18 protein-coding genes are annotated in these 20,189 nt (G+C 67.7%); 5 read left to right on the top strand and 13 right to left on the bottom strand.

Annotated features, from left to right (window positions below; translation table 11 throughout):
* Positions 1-19: 19 nt before the first annotated feature.
* The 9 genes from IP89_RS01335 to ada form a co-directional block, all read right to left on the bottom strand.
* Positions 20-1,054, bottom strand: a complete 1,035-nt coding sequence (locus tag IP89_RS01335; protein WP_043307223.1) for a sensor domain-containing diguanylate cyclase — start codon at positions 1,052-1,054, stop codon at positions 20-22.
* An 11-nt stretch (positions 1,055-1,065) separates the two neighbouring features.
* On the bottom strand, positions 1,066-2,412 hold the full coding sequence (locus IP89_RS01330) for an MATE family efflux transporter (RefSeq protein ID WP_043307089.1): 1,347 nt from the start codon (positions 2,410-2,412) through the stop codon (positions 1,066-1,068).
* A 65-nt stretch (positions 2,413-2,477) separates the two neighbouring features.
* A complete protein-coding gene (locus IP89_RS01325) occupies positions 2,478-3,605 on the bottom strand; it encodes a GGDEF domain-containing protein (RefSeq protein ID WP_043307088.1) in 1,128 nt (375 codons plus the stop codon).
* Between the two features lie 84 nt (positions 3,606-3,689).
* Complete coding sequence (locus IP89_RS01320) at positions 3,690-4,133, bottom strand: DMT family transporter (RefSeq protein WP_043307087.1); 444 nt, start codon at positions 4,131-4,133, stop codon at positions 3,690-3,692.
* Between the two features lie 117 nt (positions 4,134-4,250).
* On the bottom strand, positions 4,251-4,814 hold the full coding sequence (locus IP89_RS01315) for a DUF4136 domain-containing protein (protein WP_043307086.1): 564 nt from the start codon (positions 4,812-4,814) through the stop codon (positions 4,251-4,253).
* Positions 4,815-4,878: 64 nt separating this feature from the next.
* Positions 4,879-5,472, bottom strand: a complete 594-nt coding sequence (locus IP89_RS01310) for a DUF4136 domain-containing protein (protein WP_043307085.1) — start codon at positions 5,470-5,472, stop codon at positions 4,879-4,881.
* A 54-nt stretch (positions 5,473-5,526) separates the two neighbouring features.
* The gene (locus tag IP89_RS01305; protein WP_043307084.1) at positions 5,527-6,276 is read right to left on the bottom strand and encodes a methyltransferase domain-containing protein; all 750 of its coding nucleotides are present in this window, start codon (positions 6,274-6,276) and stop codon (positions 5,527-5,529) included.
* Positions 6,273-6,575, bottom strand: coding sequence for a nucleotide pyrophosphohydrolase (locus IP89_RS01300; RefSeq protein WP_043307083.1), 303 nt, complete (start codon positions 6,573-6,575; stop codon positions 6,273-6,275). The genes IP89_RS01305 and IP89_RS01300 overlap by 4 nt, the downstream gene beginning before the upstream one ends.
* Positions 6,576-6,630: 55 nt before the next feature.
* Positions 6,631-7,665, bottom strand: coding sequence for a bifunctional DNA-binding transcriptional regulator/O6-methylguanine-DNA methyltransferase Ada (ada, locus tag IP89_RS01295; RefSeq protein WP_043307082.1), 1,035 nt, complete (start codon positions 7,663-7,665; stop codon positions 6,631-6,633).
* A 115-nt stretch (positions 7,666-7,780) separates the two neighbouring features.
* On the opposite strand from ada, the gene IP89_RS01290 reads away from it, so the two are divergent.
* Together IP89_RS01290 and IP89_RS01285 are read left to right on the top strand one after the other, a co-directional pair.
* Positions 7,781-11,272 (top strand): response regulator, encoded by a 3,492-nt coding sequence (locus IP89_RS01290; RefSeq protein WP_043307081.1) that lies wholly within the window; start codon positions 7,781-7,783, stop codon positions 11,270-11,272.
* 14 nt (positions 11,273-11,286) lie between these two features.
* On the top strand, positions 11,287-12,471 hold the full coding sequence (locus IP89_RS01285) for a response regulator (protein WP_043307080.1): 1,185 nt from the start codon (positions 11,287-11,289) through the stop codon (positions 12,469-12,471).
* Between the two features lie 4 nt (positions 12,472-12,475).
* Here the strand turns inward: IP89_RS01285 and IP89_RS22665 are convergent, their stop codons facing one another.
* The 3 genes from IP89_RS22665 to IP89_RS01270 form a co-directional block, all read right to left on the bottom strand.
* Positions 12,476-15,121: an EAL domain-containing protein gene (locus IP89_RS22665; RefSeq protein ID WP_052080907.1), complete on the bottom strand. Its 2,646-nt coding sequence runs from the start codon at positions 15,119-15,121 to the stop codon at positions 12,476-12,478.
* A 77-nt stretch (positions 15,122-15,198) separates the two neighbouring features.
* Positions 15,199-15,483, bottom strand: a complete 285-nt coding sequence (locus tag IP89_RS01275; protein ID WP_043307079.1) for a DUF2218 domain-containing protein — start codon at positions 15,481-15,483, stop codon at positions 15,199-15,201.
* A 46-nt stretch (positions 15,484-15,529) separates the two neighbouring features.
* Positions 15,530-16,171, bottom strand: a complete 642-nt coding sequence (locus tag IP89_RS01270; RefSeq protein WP_043307078.1) for an NAD(P)-dependent oxidoreductase — start codon at positions 16,169-16,171, stop codon at positions 15,530-15,532.
* A gap of 100 nt (positions 16,172-16,271) precedes the next feature.
* On the opposite strand from IP89_RS01270, the gene IP89_RS01265 reads away from it, so the two are divergent.
* Together IP89_RS01265 and IP89_RS01260 are read left to right on the top strand one after the other, a co-directional pair.
* Positions 16,272-17,159, top strand: coding sequence for a LysR family transcriptional regulator (locus tag IP89_RS01265; RefSeq protein ID WP_043307076.1), 888 nt, complete (start codon positions 16,272-16,274; stop codon positions 17,157-17,159).
* Between the two features lie 56 nt (positions 17,160-17,215).
* Entirely contained in the window at positions 17,216-18,103 is an 888-nt protein-coding gene (locus tag IP89_RS01260) for a PA4780 family RIO1-like protein kinase (RefSeq protein ID WP_043307075.1), read from the top strand.
* An 86-nt stretch (positions 18,104-18,189) separates the two neighbouring features.
* Here the strand turns inward: IP89_RS01260 and IP89_RS01255 are convergent, their stop codons facing one another.
* The gene (locus IP89_RS01255; protein ID WP_043307074.1) at positions 18,190-19,110 is read right to left on the bottom strand and encodes a LysR family transcriptional regulator; all 921 of its coding nucleotides are present in this window, start codon (positions 19,108-19,110) and stop codon (positions 18,190-18,192) included.
* Between the two features lie 114 nt (positions 19,111-19,224).
* On the opposite strand from IP89_RS01255, the gene IP89_RS01250 reads away from it, so the two are divergent.
* Positions 19,225-19,983, top strand: a complete 759-nt coding sequence (locus IP89_RS01250) for an SDR family NAD(P)-dependent oxidoreductase (protein WP_043307073.1) — start codon at positions 19,225-19,227, stop codon at positions 19,981-19,983.
* Positions 19,984-20,189 lie beyond the last annotated feature (206 nt).

Here is a 20,189-nt window from a genome sequence, read left to right as displayed (position 1 = left end):
GCGGCGCGCCGACGATGGTCTAGAAGGCGTCGTCGGTGTGCACCGCGTGGTTGTGCCCCAGCTGCTTGGCGCGGTACAGCGCACGCGAGGCGCGTTCCAGCACCTGGGCTTGGGTTTCGCCAGGTAGCAGCAGGGCGCTGCCGAGGCTGAGGCTCAGGTCCAGCGGTTGGCCGGCGGCGGTCACCGGGGTGTCGGCAATGGTCTTGCGCATGCGTTCGGTGACCTGGCCGAGCTCGCCGGCATCGTGCACCGCCAGCACAGTGACGAACTCTTCTCCGCCCAGGCGCACCAGCAGGTCATCCGGCCGCAGTGTCGCGCTCAGGCGCCGCGAGCATTCCCACAGGGCCTGGTCGGCGCCAGCGGTGCTGCTGCGATTCTTGACCGTGTCGAAATGATCGAGCTCGGCGTAGATCACCCCCAGCTTGAGGCCGGCATCGCGCGCGCCGTTCTGTTCGCGGGCGAAGAACTGCAGCAGTGCAGAGCGGTTCCACAGCTGGGTCAGCGGGTCGATCAGCGCCTTGCGTTGCTCGCGGTCCACCGCTTCGCGCAGTTTGTGGGTCTCGCGGCTCATGCTGCGCAGCTGCAGGTAGCCCTCGACCAGCGTGCCGAGGTCGCGCAGGCGCAGGCGCTCCTGCTGGCTCAGACCGCGTGGTTCGGGGTGCAGCAGGCACAGGGTGCCGATCGGCTGGTCGCTGTGGAACAGCGGTTGCCCAGCATAGAAGCGGATGAAGGGCGGCCCGGTGACCACCGGGTTGTCGGAGAAGCGCGGGTCCTGCTGCGCGTCTTCCACGATCAGCGGGCTGCGCGCGGCGACGGCATGGCCGCAGAAGGAAATATCGCGCGGCGTCTCGGCCACGTCGAGGCCGATGCGTGCCTTGAACCACTGGCGGTCGCGATCCACCAGGCTGATCAGCACCGTCTCCACCTCGAACAGTTCGCGGGTCAGGCGCACCAGGGTGTCGAGGTACAGCTCGGCGGGGGTGTCGAGCAGCTCGAGGCTGTCCAGCGCCCGCTGGCGCTGGGGCTCGTCGATGGGACAGGGGGCAGGCAGCATGGTCATCTCCCTCAATGGCCGGCGCTGAGCCAGGCGTCTCTAAGTTGCAACTGGCGGGCCTGGATGGCCAGGCACAGGCCGCGCATCAACATGAAGCATAGAAAGGCCAGCCACAGGCCGTGGTTGCCTAGGCCGCGCAACAGCCAGCCAACCAGCAGGCCCAGGGCCACGCTGAGCAGCATGGCGTTGCGCATTTCCCGCGCCCGGGTGGCGCCGATGAACAGGCCGTCGAGCAGGTAGCTCCACACCGCGATCAACGGCAACAGCGCCAGGTACGGTAGATAAGGGTAGGCGGCGTTGCGCACTTCGGCGATGTCGCTCTGCAGGTCGACGAACAGCTGGCCGCCGAGCAGGAACAACAGGGCGAACAGCAGGCTGCCGCACAGCGACCAGCCGCCGGCGACCACCAGCGAGCGACGCAGGGCGAGGCGATCGCCGGCGCCGATGGCATGCCCGCACAGGGCCTCCACCGCGTGGGCCAGGCCGTCTAGGGCGAAGGCGGCGAGCAGCAGGCCGTTGAGCAGCAGGGCGTTGGCCGCCACGGTGGCGTCGCCCAGGCGCGTGCCCTGCACGGTGATGAGGAAGAACACCAGGTGCAGCGCCAGGGTGCGGATGAGTATGTCGCGGTTCACCGCCAGCAGCGCACTCCAGCTGCGCCATTGGCGCAGGGCTGCCGTGTCGATCTGTCCGGGATGGCGGCCGAGGGTGCGCCAGGCCAGCAGCAGGCCGAGCAGGGCGCCGCACCACTCGGCGACCACCGAGGCGCGCGCCGAGCCGAGCACGCCCCAGTCCAGGCCGAGGACGAACCACAGGTTGAGCGCGACGTTGAGCAGGTTGGTGGTCAACATCACCGCCAGGGCGCCGCGGGCATTCTGCGTGCCCAGCAGCCAGCCGACCAGCGCGGCGCCGGCGAGGGTTGCCGGCAGGCCGAACAGGCGGGCGTGGAAGAATTCGCGGGTCAGCGCGTCGAGCTGCGCCGAGGGCTGCATCAGCTGCAGGGCCAGGCCGCTCAGTGGCAACGCCAGCAGGCCGACCAGCAGGGCAATCAGCCCGGCCAGCGCCAGGCTCTGCAGCAACACCTGGCGCAGTGCGCCGCCATCACCACGGCCCGTAGCCTGGGCGGCGAAGCCGGTGGCGCTCATGCGCAGGATGCCGAACACACCCACCAGCATGGCGTACAGGCTGCTACCGACCACCACCGCGCCGAGCTGCTGGGTGTGCGGCAGGTGGCCGATCACCGCGGCGTCAACCAGCGCCACCAGCGGCACCGAAAGGTTGGAGAGGATCATTGGCGCGGCCAGCGCCCAGACCCGGCGATGGGTCGGCGCGTGTCGCCAGGCGTCGAGCAGTGCGGACATGAGGGCTCCCGGAAAAGGCCGCAGTATAGGCCGGCAGCGCACCGTCACGGTGGCTGCGGCAGCACTCAGGGAGTGGCCAGTACCAGGCGGTCGCGGCCCTCGGCCTTGGCCCGGTAGAGGGCGTCGTCGACCCGCTTGAAGAAGGCCTCGGCGCTCTCGTTATGTTCTGTATCCAGGCAGCCGACGCCCAGGCTGCTGGTCAGCGGCAGGGTCTGTCCGGGCAGGGAGAAACCTTGTTCGGCCAGTTGCTGGCGGAAGTGCTCGGCCAGCTCGCGTGCCTGTTCCAGCGGGGTATTGGGCATCAGCACGCCGAACTCCTCGCCGCCCAGGCGCAGCAGGGCATCGCTGTCGCGGCGGAACACCTGGCGCATGCGCTCGGCAAAGGCACTGAGGCAGGTGTCGCCGCTGGCGTGGCCGTGCTCGTCGTTGATCCGTTTGAAGAAGTCGATGTCCAGCAGCACCAGCGACAGCGGGGTGCGCATGCGGCGGGCCTCGGCGACCATGGCCGGGAACAGGTTGTTGAACTGCAGGCGATTGCCCAGCTGGGTCAGGCTGTCGGTGCGGCTGAGCTGGTCGTAGCGCTCGCGCTGGTCGACCAGTTGCTGCTCCATGACCAGGGTGCCGTGGTACTCGCGGTGGCTGCGGTTGAGGGCGAGCAGCAGATAGCTGAGGTAGAACGCCAGGGTCACCGCCAGCGCCTCCTGTGCCGGCCAGTGCCAGCCCAGTACGGCCAGGCCCGGCAGGTAGAGCAGGAGAATGGCGCTGACGCAGCGCCGTTTGCGCATGGGGAAGTTGAATGCCATGGCGGTGCTGAAGGCCACGGTGCTGAGGGTGGCGATCAGCCGCGAGGGCTCGAACTCCGGGCGCAGCAGTGCCCAGGCATGGGCCAGGCCCCAGCCCAGGCTGGTGCCGAGGATCAGCAGCCAGTGGCGGTCGATCCAGCGATGCAGCGCTGCATCGCCTTCTTCGCTGGGCAGGCGATGCAGCCAGCGCAGCAGCATCATGGCGGCGAAGAACAGGGTGGCGACGGTGCCCAGCACCGGCATGGAGCCAGGTGCTGCGGAGAAGCCCCAGGTCAGCAGCCAGGCGAGCAGGTAATAGATGCCGCCCAGGCGGGTGCGGACGTGGGTGTCCTGGCTTTCCCGGAGCAGAGTAAAGGTGGTGTTGGGAGAGAACTGCGGGTCGGTGGCCATGTGCTGATGTGATCACAAATGCGGCGTATCAACATCATAGGCTTGCCACCGAGCCGTGCAAGGCAAAGTGCCAGTATTTCGTCGTCAACCGCGACGAATCATCCAGATCCCGCCGACGATCAGCAGCAGCCCGGCGATCTTGCCAGCGGTGATCGGTGCTTCGCGAAAGCCCGCCCAGCCGTTGTGGTCGAGCAGTACGGCCATGCCCAATTGCCCGGCCAGCACCAGGACCATGAACAGCAGGGCGCCGATGCGCGGACCGGCGAAGGCGGCGACGCCGATGAAGAAGGCGCCGAGCAGGCCACCGCTCCAGTGCCACCAGCTCAGCTCGCGTAGCGCGGCCATGCTTGGTACGCCGCGATTGAGCAGCACCAGGGCGAGCAAGGCGACGCTGCCGACCAGGAAGGAAATCAACGCGGCGGTGAGGGTGTTTGGCAGGTGCCGGGCCAGTTGGCCATTGATGCCGGCCTGCAGCGGCAGCATGGCGCCCGCGACCAGGGCCATGGCGAGGAGCCACCAGTTGGTCATGAGGTTCTCCAGGGAAGAGGGCCGGGCATTATGCGTTTTTTTGACCAGGCAGTCAGCTTGGCTGGTCTTCTTCCCGTCGGGAGGGCGGCGCGGGGGTAGGCCACGCGCGCCTGGCATTCACTGTGGCGGGTACTGCGCCAGCACCTTGCTCACCGTCTCGCGGATCGCCGCCTCGCGCTCGCTCGGGCTGGGCGGCGACTGGCGCATGATCTGCTCGGCGCTGCCGCGCCAGACCAGCTTGCCGTCCTTGCCGTCGAACAGGTCGACCTGGATGGTGGCGACCTTGTAGTCCACGGTGCGGGTCTCGGTGTACATCGGCCCGCCCCAGTAGCCTCCCCAATAACCGCCCCAGTAGCCGCCGCCGTAGTTGGTGCTGACCTGGTCCTGACGCTCGTCGACGATCAGCCAGACCTGCGCCTTGAGGTCGCCCGTGCTGCCCGGCTGTGCCGGGCGCAGGCCGCGCTGGTCGAGTTGCTGGCCGATGGCGCTGCGGATGCGCTGCTCGGTGAGGTCGCTCTTGATCCGCGGGTCGTCCGGGCTGTACTGCAGGGCCGGCTCCTGCCAGCTCCAGCTGCGGTAGCTGGCGAAGTCGCGGCTGGCGTCGAAATCGCGTTCGACGCGGGGACTCTGGCAGGCCGCCAGGAACAGCAGGGCCGGGACCAGCAACAGGCGGGACAGCATGATCGAAACCTCCGTGGCAGAGCCTTTATCCAACTCCAGTTCGTGACGTTCGGCAAGCGCCGGATCAGTTCGGCGGGTAGGCCGCCAGGGCGTCTTCCACGGCGCGGCGCAGGGCGTCGCTGCGCTCGCTCTGGCTGCCCTGGTTGCGCGCCTCGGCGCTGCCGCTCCACACCGGCTGGCCGCTGGCGCCGTCGTACAGCTCGATCTGCACCACCGCGACTTCCACCTCGTAGGTGCGCACCAGCGGCACGCTGCCATACATGCCGTAGTGGTCGCCCCAGGGGCCGTTGCCGTAGTAGCCGCCGTAGTCGTCGCGCACCTGGTACTGGCGGCGCTCCAGGTTCACCGCGGCGCTCACCTGCAGGTCGGCGGCCTTGCCGCCATGGGCCGGGCGCAGGCCACGCTGATCCAGGCCACCGCCGACGGTTTCGGCGACCAGCGCACCATCGGCCCAGGCGCTGCCAGCCGGTTGCTCGCGCCAGGACCAGTCGCGATAGCGGGCGAAGTCGCGCGGCGTGGCCGGGTAGGCGCTGCGGTCGAAATGATTGGCGGCGTTGGCCGGCGCCGGCGGCAGCGGCTTGCCGTCGGCGAGATAGGGGTTGCTGCTTTGGCAGGCGCTCAGCAGGAGCAGGGCGGGCAGGAGCGAAAGGCGTTTCATGACAGTCCGTGGAATGCGTTCGGCATTCACCTCAGCGTAGCTCGAATAGGCAGTTTAGAGCGGCCGACAGACCCAGTGCAGATAGCGACCGAGACCGGCGAAGCTCGGGTGGCGGCGGTGCGCCAGCTCCATTTCCAGCAGGTCGGCCAGCTCGGCCTTGGCCTGGAACTCGCTCGGCATGTAGTCGTGGAACACGCGCACGCCGCTCTGGCTTTCGACCCGCCAGTGGCCGTCGAGTTGCGCCGCCAGCTCGCGCGGGTCGAGCGGTTTCTGCGGGGTCAGGCTCTGCCCCTCGCCGGCGAAACGCTCCTTGCGCAGCTTGCGGAAATGGCCCTTGAGCAGGTTGCGGTAGACCAGCGCGTCCTTGTTGTAGAAAGCCAGCGACAACCAGCCGCCGGGCGCGACCAGCTGGTGCAGCACGGGCAGGATGGCGTGCGGCTCGGCCAGCCATTCCAGCACCGCGTGGCACAGCACCAGGTCGTAGGGTTCGGTGAGCTGGCCGAGCAGGTCTTGCCACGGCGCCTGGATGAACTGCGCGGCCACGCCGGCTTCGGCGAAGCGCTGGCGCGCGCCTTCGAGCATCGGTTCGGCCGGCTCGGCCAAGGTTACGCTGTGGCCGCGCTGGGCCAGCCACAGGCTCATGTGACCGAGGCCGGCGCCGACGTCGAGCACGCGCAGTGGTCGTTCCGGCAGCGCTTCCTTGAGGTCGGCCTGCAGTACGGCCAGGCGGATCGCGCCCTTGGCGCCGCCGTAGATCTTCTCGGCGAAGCGGGTCGCCAGTTCGTCGAAGTGGCGGTCGCTCATGTGAAGCGCCTCTCGCTGTCGGCCAGCTTGGCGCGTACCGCCTGTTCCATGTCGATGCCGGCCTCGGCGCACAGCAGCAGGAGGTAGAGCACGATGTCGCCGACCTCCTGGCCAGCGTGCTCGCGTTGTTCAGCGGAGAGGCGGTGCGACTCGTCTTCGCTCAGCCACTGGAAGATTTCCACCAGCTCGGCCATCTCCACGCTGGCGGCCATGGCCAGGTTCTTCGGGCTGTGGAAACGGCGCCAGTCGTTGTGGTCGCGAATGGCGTGCAGGCGGCGGGTGAGTTCGGCGATATCCATGGGCTCTCCTTCAGGCCGCATAGCTTCGGCCCGAAGCGTGCGCCCCGCAAGCCCGTTACTCGACGGGCGCGCCTTCCTGCTCCAGCAGCGCACGCTTGCGCGGCACTCCCCAGCGGTAGCCGGTGAGTGCGCCGCTGGCGCCGATCACCCGGTGGCAGGGCACCAGCAGGCCCAGCGGATTGCTGGCGCAGGCACGGGCCACGGCGCGGGCGTGGCTGCCAAGCTGGGCGGCCAGCTCGCCATAACGCCGTGTCTGCCCTGGCGGGATTTCGCGCAGGGCCTGCCACACCTGTTGCTGGAAGGCGGTGCCGCGTAGGTCCAATGGCAGGCTGGCGGCGCGGCTCGGCTCGCGCACCTGGGTCAGAACCTCGCGCAGCCAGTCGCGCAGACCGCGCTGGTCGCGGCGCAGCTCGGCGGCGGCGAAGCGTTGCTGCAGCTCGCATTCCAGTTCGCTCTCGTCGTCGCCGAAGAGCAGGGCGCAGACGCCGCGCTCGCTGGCGGCGAGCAGCAGCAGGCCCAGAGAACAGTCGCTGATGGCGTAGCGCAGAACTTCGCCGGCGCCTTGCTGGCGGCGGCGTGCCGGGCTCAGTGCGGAGGGCTCTTCATAGAGAGCGCGGGTGCCGGAGTAGCCGGCATCCAGTGCCGCCTGCAGCACCGATTCTGCTTGTGGCAGAGCGGCCTCCAGACGCTGCCGGCGTTGCACATCGAACCAGGCGCGCGGAGTCATGCCGGTGCGCGCCTTGAAGGCCCGCGCCAGGTGCGAGGCGGAAATACCGATGCGCGCCGCCAGTTGCTCCAGGGTCGGCGCCTTGTCGCTGCCTTCCAGCAGGCGGCAGGCGGCTACCACCAGTGCGTCCAGCTGCTCGGCCGGGCTCTGGCCCTGCGGTGTGCAGCGTCGGCATGGGCGAAAGCCGGCCGCCTCGGCGCTGGCTGGGTCATCATGGAAGCTGACGTTGTCACGCCGCGGCCGCCGCGCCGGGCAACTCGGCCGGCAGTAGATGCCGGTGCTGCGCACGGCGAACACGAAACGCCCGTCATGCGCCGCGTCGCGGTCGCACAAGGCCTGCCAGCACTGGTTCTGATCGAGCATGACGATCTCCCGAATATCTCTGTGGCGATTGTCGATCCGCCGGCCCTGGCTGCCAATCCGTATCTGACTTTCAAAGCCTATGCTGATGATGCCCCCGCTCCGCTAGGAAGCCGCCATGCCGCGTCTGTGCTGCCTGTTCCTGCTCTGCCTGCTGCCGTTGAGCGCGCCTGCCGCGCTGCAGCTGGAGCAATCCGAACGCGCCTGGCTGAGTGAGCATCCGGTGCTGCGCGTAGGTGTCGAGCGCAACGGCTGGCCGCCCTTCGATGTGATCGACCCGCAGGGCCGACATACCGGCCTCAGCGGCGACTACTTGCAGCTGCTGGCGCAGCGCCTAGGCCTGCGCGTGGAAACCGTGCTGCTGGACGACTGGAGCGCCGCATTGCAGGCCTTGCGCGAGAAGCGCGTCGACCTGCTGCCGTCGGTGGCGCAAACCGCCGAGCGCGAGGCCTACATGGCCTTCTCGCGCAGCTATCTGGTCAGCAGCAGCCTGATCTTCACCCGCGGCGATCAGGGCGTGCAGCGGGTCACCGACCTCGACGGCAAGCTGGTGGCCATCGAGAAGGGCTATGTGTTGCAGCAGGCCTTGCGCGAGAAGGTGCCCGGTGTGCAGCTGCTGGAGGTGGCCGACACCGAGGATGCGCTGCGCGCGGTGTCGTCCGGGCGCGCCGATGCCTATGTCGGCGACATGATCGTCGCCAGCTATCTGACCCGCGAGCTGAACCTGACCAACCTCGAACTGCGCGGCGAAACCGGCCTGTCCAGCAGCGAGTTCCGCTTCGCCACCCAGCGCGACAATGCGCAGCTGGTGGCCCTGCTGGACAAGGCGCTGGCCAGCCTGAGCAACCAGGAGGAAGAGGCGATCAAGGCGCGCTGGCTGCCGCCGCTGACCGCTTTCAACTGGCGGCGTCTGCTGCAGGTGGGCTGGCCCTATCTGCTGGGGATGCTGGCGCTGATCGCCTTCGTCCTGGTGTGGAACCGTCGCCTGTCGATCCAGATCATCGAGCGTCAGCGCGCCGAGGCCGAGGCCGAGCGTCAGCGCAGCACCCTGGAGGCGCTGATCAACGCGATTCCCGACCCGATCTGGTTCAAGGACACCGAGGGCCGCTATGTCGGGGTCAACCAGGCCTGCGCCGAGCTGTTCGGCCGCCCGCGCGGCGACATGCGCGGCCTGCGCGACGAGGACCTGTTGCATCCGGACTGGGCGGCGACCCGCACCGAGCACGACCTGACCGCGCTGAACTGGCCTGGCCCCTACGAGAGCGAGGGCTGGTCACTGTACCCGGATGGCCGGCGTGCGGTATTCGACACCCTGCGCACCACCTTCCACGACGACCAGGGTCGGCTGCTCGGCCTGGTCGGGGTGAGCCGCGACATCACCGTGCGCAAGCAGACCGAGGCCGAGCTGGCCAAGGCCAAGGAGCTGGCCGAGGAGGCGGCGCGGCTGAAGTCGGACTTCCTGGCCAACATGAGCCATGAGATTCGCACGCCGATGAACGCCATCATCGGCATGTCGCACCTGGCCATGAAGACCGACCTCGACCCGCGCCAGCGCGACTACCTGAACAAGATCCAGCATGCCGGCCAGCACCTGCTGGGGATCATCAACGACATCCTCGACTTCTCCAAGATCGAGGCCGGCAAGCTGACCATCGAGCACATCGAATTCGACCTGCAGCAGGTGCTGGAGAACGTCGCCGGGCTGATCGGCGACAAGGTTGGCGGCAAGGGCCTGGAGCTGGTGTTCAACCTCGACCCCGAGCTGCCGCAGCACTTGCTCGGCGACCCGCTGCGCCTGGGGCAGATCCTGATCAACTACGCCAACAACGCGGTGAAGTTCACCGAGCGCGGCGAAATCGAGGTGATCCTGCGCGGCGAGGGCCACGGCCCGCAGGGCCTGCAGCTGTACATGGGGGTGCGCGACACCGGCATCGGCCTGACCCACGAACAGCAGGCGCGGCTGTTCGAATCGTTCCAGCAGGCGGACAGCTCGACCACCCGCAAGTACGGCGGCACCGGCCTCGGCCTGGCCATCTGCAAGAGCTTGGCGGAGGCCATGGGCGGCACCGTCGGGGTCGACAGCGAGGCGGGGCGCGGCAGCCTGTTCTGGTGCCGGCTGCCGCTCGGCGTAGCCGTCGAGCAGGGCCCGCATCTGCTGGCCCAGGCCGATCTGCGCGGGCGCCGTGTGCTGGTGGTGGACGACAACGCCAGCGCGCGCCAGGTGCTGCGCGGCATGCTGGAGAGCATGAGCTTTCGCTGCGAGGCGGTGGAGTCCGGCCAGGCCGCGCTGCAACGGCTGCAGGAGGCGGCGCTGCGGCGCGAGCCTTTCGAGCTGGTGGTGCTGGACTGGCAGATGCCGGTGATGGATGGCCTGGAGTGCGCCCAGCGCATTCGCGCGCAGGGATTCGACCCACAGCCGCACCTGCTGATGGCCACCGCCTACGGTCGCGAGGAAGTGCTGCTGGGCGCCGAGCGGGCAGGTATCGAGGAAGTGCTGCTCAAGCCGCTCAACCCTTCGCTGCTGTTCGATGCGGTGATCCGCAGCCTGGGCGGCCAGGCCAGCGCGCAGGGCTTCGCCCGCCTGCCGGTGGGTGAAGTGGTGCCAAATTTCTCCGGTCAGCGCGTGCTACTGGTGGAAGACAATGAGCTGAACCGCGAGGTGGCCTGTGGTCTGCTGCAGGAGAGCGGCCTGCTGATCGACGAGGCGGCGCACGGGCAGATCGCCATCGATCTGCTGCAGGACAACCCCGACGGCCATTACGCCCTGGTACTGATGGACATGCAGATGCCGGTGCTCGATGGCATCGCCACTACCGAGGCGCTGCGCCGCGAGCTGCGCTTCGCCAGTCTGCCCATCGTGGCGATGACCGCCAACGCCATGCCGGCCGATCGCGAACGCTGCCTGGCTGCGGGGATGAACGATCACCTGGGCAAGCCGATCGAGCCGGGCGAGCTGTGGGTCACGTTGGGCCGTTGGTTGCGCGAGAGCGGCGAAGCAGCCGCAGCTGAGGATCGTCCGGCCTTGCCACAGTGGGCGCTGCCCGGCGTGGACCTGGCCAGCGGCCTGCGCCGGGTGCTGGGCAAACCGGAGCTGTACCGGCGCCTGCTGGACAAGTTCGCCGCCAGCCAGGCCGACTTCGCCGCGCGTGCGCGTGCGGCCCTGGCCGCCGGCGAGCAGGAGGGCGCCGAGCGCGAGGCGCACAGCCTCAAGGGTCTGGCTGGCAACCTCGGTGCGGTCGATCTGGCGACCCAGGCCGCGGCCGTGGAAAGCGCGATCAAGGACGCTCGCCACGACGAGCTGGAGGCGCTGCTGGTCGAGCTGGAAGGCAGCCTCGCCGGCCTGATCGGAGCGATTACCGCACTCGAACCACTGGTCGCGCCGGTGGCCGTCGATCAGGCGCAGCTGCAGCCGTTGTGCCGGCAGTTGCTGCAGCTATTCGGCGATGACGATCCGCGCGCCGGAAAGATTTTCGAGGAGCAGGCCGACCTGCTGCGCAGCGCCTTTAATGATGAGTACGTCGCGCTGGCAGCGGCGGTGCAAGGCTTCGACTTCGAACGGGCCCAGGCGCTGCTGCGTCAGGCCGCAACCCAACACGGAATTGTGTTCTGAGCGGGAGAAGGATGATGGCGGATATGCTCGACCGGCCCGACCAGCCGCTGGTGCTGCTGGTGGACGACACACCGGAGAACCTCACGCTGATGAGCGAGCTGCTGGCCGACAGCTACCGGATCAAGGTCGCCAACAACGGCGCCAAGGCCCTGCGTATCGCTGCCGGCGAGGCGCAGCCGGACCTGATCCTGCTCGACATCATGATGCCGGAGATGGATGGCTACGAGGTCTGCCGCCGGCTCAAGGCCGACCCGGCCACCGCCGAGATTCCGGTGATCTTCCTCACCGCCAAGACGGAGATCGCCGACGAGCAGCAGGGCTTCGACCTGGGCGCGGTGGACTACATCACCAAGCCGATCAGCCCGCCCATCGTCCTGGCGCGGGTGCGGGCGCAGCTGCAGCTCAAGGCCAGCGCGGATTTTCTGCGCGACAAGAGCGAATACCTGGAGTGGGAGGTGCGCCGCCGCACCCGCGATATCCAGCAGCTGCAGGAGGTGACCATCGAGGCCATGGCCAACCTCGCCGCCATGCGCGACAACCCTTGCGGCAAGCACCTGGCGCGGATCGAGCGCTACATGCTGGCACTGAGTAGCACGCTGGCACGCCAGCAGCCGCTGCTGGCTGGCGAGCTGAGTAGTGAACGCATCGCCCAGCTGGGCAAGTCGGCGCTGCTGCATGGCATCGGCAAGCTGGTGCTGCCCGATCGCATCCTGCTCAGCCCGGTGCCGTTGCAGGGCGATGACCTCAAGCTGCTGCACAGTCATGCCCTGGCCGGGCGCGACGCACTGCTGGCGGCCGAGGCCAAGCTGGGCAACGTGCCGGACTTCCTGCGCGATGCCCGTGACATCGTCTACAGCCAGCACGAGCAGTGGGATGGCGGCGGCTATCCACAGGGCCTGCGTGGCGAGCAGTCGCCGCTGGCCGCGCGGCTGATGGCGGTGGTCGGCTGCTACGAGGAGCTGACCAGCCGCCACACCTATCGCCAGTCGCTGGAGCATGCCGAGGCGCTGGCGCAGATCAGCGCCGCCAGCGGCACGCGCTTCGATCCCTCGGTGGTACTGGCGTTGATCGAGGCTGCCGAGCGTTTCGCCCAGATCGCTCGCGAGCAGGCCGACGACGCGGCCGCCGTGCAGTACGAGTTGCAGCGCCTGGAAGAGTCGCTGGGCGAAACCATCGAGCTGACCCTGCCGCCGAGCTGAAGGCTCAGGCCGGCGGGCGGTTGCTGCGCCAGTTCTCCAGGTCGGCAGCCGGCATTGGTCGGCCGAAGTGGTAGCCCTGGGCGATGTCGCAGCCCTGGCGGGTCAGCGCGGCGGCGGTGTCTTCGTCCTCCACCCCTTCGGCGACCACCTGCATGGCGAAGTTGTGCGCCAGGGCCAGGGTCGATTGCACGATCACCGCATCGGAGGCGTTCTCGGTCATGGCCGAGACGAAGGTGCGGTCGATCTTCAGCACCTGCACCGGCAGGCGCTTGAGGTAGGCCAGCGAGGAATAGCCGGTGCCGAAGTCGTCGATCGACAGGTTCACTCCCAGCTCGCGGATGGCCTGCAGGCTGCGCAGGGCAAGCTCCGGGTCTTCCATCAGGGTGCCCTCGGTCACTTCCAGTTCGAGCAGCTCGGCGGCCACGCGATGCTGGGCTAGCAGTTCGGCCAACTCGGGCAGGAAGTGCGGATTGAGCAGGTTGTGGGTGCTGATGTTGACCGCCAGGCAGGTGCCCAGCCCCTGGTCCTGCCACTGCCTGAGCTGGCGCAGGGCCTCGTTCAGCACCCAGCGGGTCAGCGGGTGGATCAGCTCGGTACTTTCGGCCAGGGGGATGAAATCGTTCGGCGGGATCATGCCCTTTTCCGGGTGCTGCCAGCGTAGCAGCGCCTCGAAGCCGACCACCTGACGGTCGCTCAGGCGGATCTTCGGCTGGTAGTAGAGCTGCAGGCCGCCCTCGCGGATCGCCCGGCCCAGTTGGGTATGCAGGGCCAGGCGCTCGGGCGTGTAGTTGTCGGTGCTGCGGTGGTACAGGGCGTACTCGCGGCGTTCGCGCTTGGCCTGGTACATGGCGATGTCGGCACAGCGCAGCAGGTCGCTGGCGCTGCTGCCGTGCTCGGGGAACATGGCGATGCCGATGCTGGCGGTCAACTCCAGCTGGATGCCGTCGACCAGCAGCGGCCGGGCGATGACCTGGGCGACCCCGCTGCACAGGCTGTGCAGCGCCGCCTGGTCGATCAGATGCGCGGAGACGATGGCCATCTCGTCGCCACCCAGGCGCGCCACGCTGGCGTTCTGTTCGGCCAGCCACTCCTGCAGGCGCTCGCCCACCTCGGTCAGCACGCGGTCGCCGTGCTGGTGGCCAAGGGTGTCGTTGACCTCCTTGAAGCGGTTCATGTCGAGCAGCAACACGGCGAAGCGCTGCTCGCCGCCCGCCGCGGCGCGCTCGTCGATATGGCGCACTAGCCAGTAGCGGTTGGGCAGTTGGGTGAGGCTGTCGTGAGTGGCGAGGAATTCCTGCTCGGCCAGGTAGCGCTTGCGCTCGGTGATGTCGTGCAGCACGCCGAGCAGCAGCGCCTCGTCGCGCCAGTGGAACAGCGAGACGCGCAGCTCGCAGTCGAAATGGCCTCTGTCGTCCTGGCGCAGGAAGCGCCACTCGAACTGCTGGTCCTCGCCCTCCAGCGCGGCATTGCGCATCAGGTTGGCGGCGACCACCGACAGGCGTCCGTCCAGTTGCCGCTCCGGCGCCATCAGTGCCGGCTTGCGGCCGCGCAGCTGGGTGGGTTTTTCCAGGCCGAACAGGCGGGCGGCGACCGGATTGGCGGTGAGGATGGTGCCCTCGCGGTCGACCAGCAGCAGGCCGTCGTTCACGTCGGTGAACAGGCGCCGGTAGAACTCCTCGTCCTGGCTGACCTGGCCGATCAGGCGACGCAACTGCACGGCGGCCAGGCTCAGCAACAGCAGGCTGGCGGCCAGCAGCACCAGGGTCAGCCCTGAGCGGCGCAGCCAGGGGCCGTGGAAGCTGCTGCGGCTCTCGCCGATCACCGCGTATAGCGGAAAGCGCGGCGAGGGGGTGAGGACGTAGTAGGTGGGCACTTTGTCCAGGCTGTCGGCCTCGACGAAGCTCGCCGTCGAGCGGGTGCCCAGCTGGCGCAATGGCGAGTCTTCCGGCAGCTCGCGGTTGGTGTAGCTGTCCGGCTGCGGCGTGCGGTAGAGGATGGTGCCCCAGGCCGAGAGCAGGCCGCCGTTCATCTCCTGCTCCAGGCCCAGGCGCTCGAGCAGGTAGCCGAAGCGCTCGGTGGGCACCAGGGCGCCCAGCTGCAACGGCCGGCCTACTCCGGTCTGCGGCGAGATCATCAGTGGCAGCAGGAAACCGTTGCGGTCGGGGTTGCGCAGCGGCGGGTAGAGCGGCTCTTCATGTCGGCTCTCGTTCAGTGCTTCGAGCTGGCGGCTCAGCGTGGGGTTGTGCAGTGGCCGGCCGGCGGCATCGACGATGAAGGTCTGCCCGTCGATACGAGCGAACAGGTGGCTGGAGACCGGGTCGTAGCGCATGGCGTCCTGCAGCACCTGATAGATGCGCGCACGTTCCTGGCTGGTCACCCGGGGCTCGTTGAGCTCCTCGAAGGAGACTCGCACGCTCTCGTAGCTCTGTTGCAGCAGGGCGCTGCTGTAGCCTTCCAGCGCCCGCGACAGCGCCATCATGTTATGCCGGTGCTGGTCCGTGCTGGCCTGGTAATCGCGCAGGATGCTCCAGCCGCTGAAGCCCACGGCGAGCAGCAGCGCCAGGGCCATGCTGATGAAGAAACTCAGGCCGATGCGCCGCCGGCGCAGGCCATGCTGAGGATGCAACTGCAGCTGGAAACTGTTCGGCATGGCGATACTGCGGCCGGGTGGGGAGACTGCAGCATAGGCGATGGCATCCTGCTATCGCCAGAGAAATGAACACAGATTCAGCGCCAGTCCAGCTGCAAGGCCTCCTGCCAGGCGAAACGCTCGAAGTGGCTGGCCATCACGCCTTGCAGCTTATCCAGATCGGCGGCGTTGCCGCTCTCCACGCGCAGGGTCAGGCCCTGGGCTTCGGCCTGCAGCAGGCCGAGGCCGAAGGCGAATTCGATGCGCCCCTGCTGCTCGTCGAAGCTGACCGGGATCTTGTGCGCGAAGTGCTTGCACAGGCGGCTGATGTAGCGCGCCGGGGTGTCGGTGGTGACGTGGGCGGATGCGGTGAAAGTGCTCATGCAATCTCCTGGGGAAAATGGCGCCCCGGTTGCGGGGCGCGGCTGCTCAGTAGGCAACGGTGAAGCGCTGGCGGATGTGTTGCGGCTGCTCGGTCTCGTCGAGCAGGGCCACGGCCAGGTCGGCCACCGAGATATGGCCGGGCGCATCGCCACTCATCAGCAGCTGTTCAGCGCCGATGCGGAACTGGCCGGTGCGCGGGCCGGGTTGCAGCAGGGCGGCGGGGGAGAGGAAGGTCCAGTCGAGGTCCTGCTCGTCGCGCAGCTGGTTGAGGGCCTGACGTGCGCCTTCGGCGCCCTCCTTGTACTCGGCGGGGAAGTCCGGGGTGTCGATCAGTTGCAGCCCCGGCGCCACGTACAGGCTGCCGGCGCCGCCGACCACCAGCAGGCGCTTGACCCCGGCGGCCTTGCTCGCCGCATTGATCGCGCTGGAGCCGGCGATGAACTGTGCGCGGATATCGGCCTCACCCCAGCCCGGGTTGAAGGCGCTGAGTACGGCATCATGGCCGCGCAGTTGCTCGCTCAGGGCGGCGACGTCGCGTACATCGGCGCGCAGGGCCGTGAGGCGCTCGTGGGGCGGCAGTTTCTCCGGGTGGCGGACCAGAGCAGTGACCTGATGGCCGCGGTTGAGGGCTTCTTCCAGCAGGGCGGCGCCGACATAGCCTGTGGCGCCGATCAGGGCGAGTTTCATGGGGTGTCCTCGGTGTGTTTGTGTGGGACACATAATCGCTGCTGGATAAATCTCAGAAAAAGACGCCTAATCCGCTTTAACAATTAAGTAGAGCTTAATAATGGAGCAGCTCAAGCGCATGGCCCTGTTCGCCACCGTGGTGGAGAAGGGCTCCATGGTCGCCGCCGCCGAGGCGCTGGGCATGACCGCCTCGGCCGTCAGCCAGCAGATTCGCAAGCTGGAGGAGAGCACCCAGGTCAGCCTGCTGCACCGCACCACGCGCAAGCTGACCCTGACCGAGGCGGGTGCGCAGCTGTATCAGAGCTGCCGGCAGATCGTGCAGCTGGCCGAGCATGCCGAGCAGCGCCTGGCCGAGCTGCGCGATGCGCCGGTGGGCGAGTTGCGTATCGCCGCGCCCGTGGGCTTCTCCGGGCACCTGGTGACCAACGCCCTGGCGCCGTTGCTGCGCGCGCACCCGCAATTGAGTCTGCGCCTGTTCTTCCAGGACGAGCAGATCGACCTGGTCGAGCAACGCATCGACCTGGCCATTCGGGTCGGCAGCCAAGAGGACTCCAGCCTGGTGGCGCGCTATATCGGCGACTGGCCGATGCTGCTGTGCGCAGCGCCGGCCTACCTGGCGCGCTGCGGCGCCATCGAAGGGCCGGAACAGCTGAGCAGCCTGGACTGGCTGAGCCTGGGCCACGAGCGCGGCAGCCAGCTGACCCTGCGCGGGCCGGATGGCGCAGAGCAGCGCCTGCGCGTGGAGGGGCGGGTGGTGTGCAACAACATCCTCTCGGTGCGCCAGTTCACCCTGGCCGGCATGGGCCTGTCGCTGCAGCCGGAGCCGGAGATCCGCGAGCTGCTGGCGCGGGGCGAGCTGCTCGCGGTGCTGCCGCAGTGGCAGCCGGCGGCCATCGGCCTGTACCTGGTCACCCCGCGGCGCGACGCCCAGCCGGCCAAGGTGCGCTACGCCATCGACGCGTTGCGTCGCGCCCTGCTGGCGGGCTAGCCGCGGATTACGTATAACGCCAGCAGAACCACCCCATCGGAGCCCCCTCGTACACGATGAAAACCCCGAAACGCCTGGAACCCCTGCTCGAAGACGGTCTGATCGACGAGGTAGTGCGCCCGCTGATGAGCGGCAAGGAAGCTTCTGTCTATGTGGTGCGCTGCGCTGGCGAGCTGCGCTGTGCCAAGGTCTATAAGGAGGCCAACAAGCGTGGCTTCCGCCAGGCGGCCGAGTACCAGGAGGGGCGCAAGACACGTAATAGCCGCGACGCTCGCGCCATGGCCAAGGGCAGCAAGTACGGACGCAAGGAACAGGAAGACGCCTGGCAGAATGCCGAAGTAGCCGCGCTGTTCCGCCTCGCCGCCGCTGGTGTGCGGGTGCCCAAGCCCTACGACTTCCTCGACGGCGTGCTGCTGATGGAAATGGTCGACGACGGCTACGGCGATGCCGCGCCGCGCCTCAACGACGTCGACCTGCTGCCCGAGGATGCCCGCGAGTTCCACGCCTTCATGATCGGCGAGATCGTCAAGATGCTCTGCGCTGGCCTGGTGCATGGCGACCTCTCGGAATTCAACGTGCTGCTCGATCCCTACGGCCCGGTGATCATCGACCTGCCGCAGGCGGTGGACGCCGCGGCCAACAACCACGCCTTCAGCATGCTCGAGCGCGACGTGCGCAACATGGCCGAGTACTTCGGCCAGTTCGCCCCGGAGCTGCTGGAGACCCGCTACGCCAAGGAAATGTGGGCGCTGTTCGAGGAAGGCAAACTGACTCCCGAGACCCAGCTCAGCGGCCGCTTCGCCGAGCCGGAAGAGCAGGCCGACGTCGGCGCGGTAATGCGCGAAATCAAGGCAGCTCTGGCCGAACAGGCCCGCCGCGAAGCGATGCGCAACGCCGAGGATGCGCCCAGCGACGAGCCACCGCCGCCGCCCTGGGCGCAGTGACGGCGCAATGAAAAACGCCCGCAGCAGCGGGCGCTTTTGCATCTGCTCGGGACAGGCTATCCCGCATTATTCTGCCGAGCGGGCGATCATCGACCTGCTGGTTGCTGTTCGGCGACGTAGGGCCGTATCAGTCCGGCTAACCAGTCCATGAATACCTGCACTCGTTTCGACAGGTTGCGGCGGTGCGGATACAGCAGAAATACCGACATCGGCGCCGCACGGTATTCGGGTAGCACTTCTACCAAGCGCCCGTCGGCCAGATAGGGCAGCACCCCTACGCGGGGTACCTGAATCAGGCCGAGTCCGGCCAGGCAGGCCTGGCTATAGGCATCGGTGCTGTTCACCGTCAGCGCGCCGGGCATGTCCAGGCTACGGTTTTCGCCATCCTGCTGGTACTCCCAACCATCGGCCCTGGCTCCCAGGCTCGGCACGTAGTGCACCAGGCGATGTGCGGCCAGATCGTCCAGGCTGCGCGGCGTGCCGAAGCGTTGTAGATAGGCGGGGCTGGCGCAGTTGATCTGCTCCATATGCCCCAGTGAGCGGGCGATCAGCCCTGGCTCGACCTGGCCACCGACGCGCACCACGCAATCAAAGCCTTCGCGGATCAGGTCGACGCGGTGGTCGGTGCAGCTCAGTTCCAGTTCCAGCTTTGGGTGGGCGTGGAGGAAGTCGGCCAGATGCGGCAACACCAGATCGCGGGCCACCGCCTGGTTCATGTCTACCCGCAGGCGGCCACGCAATTGACTGGCCTCCTGCTGGAACATCGCCTCGATCTCCTCGGCGTCGGCCAGCAGATCCTTGCAGCGCTCGTAGCAGGCCTGGCCGTCCTGGGTCAGGCTCACCCGGCGTGTGGTGCGATGCAGCAGGCGGGCGCCGAGTTGGTTTTCCAGCTGCTGCACCAGCAATGAGACGCTGGCCTTGGGCTGCCCCAGGCTATCGGCGGCGCGGGTGAAGCTGGCCAGCTCGGCGACGCGGACAAAGGCGCGCATGGCGTGGAAGCGGTCCATGGCAACTCACTGTTATTGATTTGTGGATAGTCTAAACAGGAATGGCTGATTTATCTGGTGTTGGACGAGTAATAGCCTTGCCATCGTCAATCACCCACCCGACGAGGTAATGCCATGAACCAGTCCCTGACTCTGATCACCGGTGCCAGCCGCGGCCTTGGCAAGAACGCCGCTCTGCATTTGGCCCGCAAAGGCCATGATCTGATCCTCACCTACAACAGTGGCCAGGCCGAAGCCGAGGCACTGGTCGAGGAGATTTGCGCTCTCGGCCGTAAGGCCGTGGCCCTGCAACTGGATGTCAGCCGTGCTGCCAGCTTCGACGATTTCGCCAGCCGGGTGAGCTCGGCCCTGGCGGCCACTTTCCAGCGCGACAGCTTCGATGCCCTGGTCAACAACGCCGGTATCGGTATCCACGTGCCCTTTGCCGAAACCAGCGAGGAGCAGTTCGACCAGCTGGTGAATATCCATCTCAAGGCTACCTTCTTCCTCACCCAGAAACTGCTGCCGCTAATGGCCGATGATGGTCGAATCCTCAACGTCTCCAGCGGTCTGGCACGTTTCTCCCTGCCGGGCTATGCCGCCTATGCCGCAATGAAGGGCGGGATCGAGGTGCTGACCCGCTATATGGCCAAGGAACTGGGGCCGCGCGGCATCCGTGCCAACGTGATCGCGCCCGGCGCCATCGAGACCGACTTCGGTGGTGGTGCGGTGCGTGACAACGCCGAGCTCAATGCAGCCATTGCTGCCCAGACCGCGCTGGGCCGGGTCGGCGTGCCGGACGACATCGGCACGGCCATCGCGATGTTGTTGTCGAGCGAGACGGGCTGGGTCAATGCGCAACGCGTGGAGGTATCGGGCGGCATGCTCATCTGAGTGGCGCCTACGATCTCTGCTTGGCAGTCGAGTAGCATTTAACGGGAGAAACTCTCTAGGTAACTGGCCCTGACGGAAGAGATCACAACCGCTTCTGCATCGCGCAAACAGGCCCCGATTCGGCTCGAATCGGGGCCTGTTTGCGACGCCGATTCGGAGTCATTTTCATTATCCTTAAAATTGCCTGGAGCCCAGTAAGTACGCGG

This window comes from Pseudomonas sp. ML96 (genome assembly GCF_000761545.1).
GTDB lineage: Bacteria > Pseudomonadota > Gammaproteobacteria > Pseudomonadales > Pseudomonadaceae > Aquipseudomonas.
Note: the sequence above shows the minus strand (reverse complement) of the source record. Positions and strands in the feature narration are given on the sequence as shown.

Excerpts from the sequence above, each read along its gene's own strand:
- IP89_RS22665 (WP_052080907.1), bottom strand. The coding sequence starts at position 15,121 with ATGCCGAACAGTTTCCAGCTGCAGTTGCATCCTCAGCATGGCCTGCGC.
- IP89_RS01275 (WP_043307079.1), bottom strand. The coding sequence starts at position 15,483 with ATGAGCACTTTCACCGCATCCGCCCACGTCACCACCGACACCCCGGCG.
- IP89_RS01310 (WP_043307085.1), bottom strand. The coding sequence starts at position 5,472 with ATGAAACGCCTTTCGCTCCTGCCCGCCCTGCTCCTGCTGAGCGCCTGC.
- IP89_RS01320 (WP_043307087.1), bottom strand. The coding sequence starts at position 4,133 with ATGACCAACTGGTGGCTCCTCGCCATGGCCCTGGTCGCGGGCGCCATG.
- IP89_RS01335 (WP_043307223.1), bottom strand. The coding sequence starts at position 1,054 with ATGCTGCCTGCCCCCTGTCCCATCGACGAGCCCCAGCGCCAGCGGGCG.
- IP89_RS01305 (WP_043307084.1), bottom strand. The coding sequence starts at position 6,276 with ATGAGCGACCGCCACTTCGACGAACTGGCGACCCGCTTCGCCGAGAAG.
- IP89_RS01250 (WP_043307073.1), top strand. The coding sequence starts at position 19,225 with ATGAACCAGTCCCTGACTCTGATCACCGGTGCCAGCCGCGGCCTTGGC.
- ada (WP_043307082.1), bottom strand. The coding sequence starts at position 7,665 with ATGCTCGATCAGAACCAGTGCTGGCAGGCCTTGTGCGACCGCGACGCG.
- IP89_RS01290 (WP_043307081.1), top strand. The coding sequence starts at position 7,781 with ATGCCGCGTCTGTGCTGCCTGTTCCTGCTCTGCCTGCTGCCGTTGAGC.
- IP89_RS01260 (WP_043307075.1), top strand. The coding sequence starts at position 17,216 with ATGAAAACCCCGAAACGCCTGGAACCCCTGCTCGAAGACGGTCTGATC.
- IP89_RS01330 (WP_043307089.1), bottom strand. The coding sequence starts at position 2,412 with ATGTCCGCACTGCTCGACGCCTGGCGACACGCGCCGACCCATCGCCGG.
- IP89_RS01270 (WP_043307078.1), bottom strand. The coding sequence starts at position 16,171 with ATGAAACTCGCCCTGATCGGCGCCACAGGCTATGTCGGCGCCGCCCTG.
- IP89_RS01265 (WP_043307076.1), top strand. The coding sequence starts at position 16,272 with ATGGAGCAGCTCAAGCGCATGGCCCTGTTCGCCACCGTGGTGGAGAAG.
- IP89_RS01300 (WP_043307083.1), bottom strand. The coding sequence starts at position 6,575 with ATGGATATCGCCGAACTCACCCGCCGCCTGCACGCCATTCGCGACCAC.
- IP89_RS01285 (WP_043307080.1), top strand. The coding sequence starts at position 11,287 with ATGGCGGATATGCTCGACCGGCCCGACCAGCCGCTGGTGCTGCTGGTG.
- IP89_RS01255 (WP_043307074.1), bottom strand. The coding sequence starts at position 19,110 with ATGGACCGCTTCCACGCCATGCGCGCCTTTGTCCGCGTCGCCGAGCTG.
- IP89_RS01325 (WP_043307088.1), bottom strand. The coding sequence starts at position 3,605 with ATGGCCACCGACCCGCAGTTCTCTCCCAACACCACCTTTACTCTGCTC.
- IP89_RS01315 (WP_043307086.1), bottom strand. The coding sequence starts at position 4,814 with ATGCTGTCCCGCCTGTTGCTGGTCCCGGCCCTGCTGTTCCTGGCGGCC.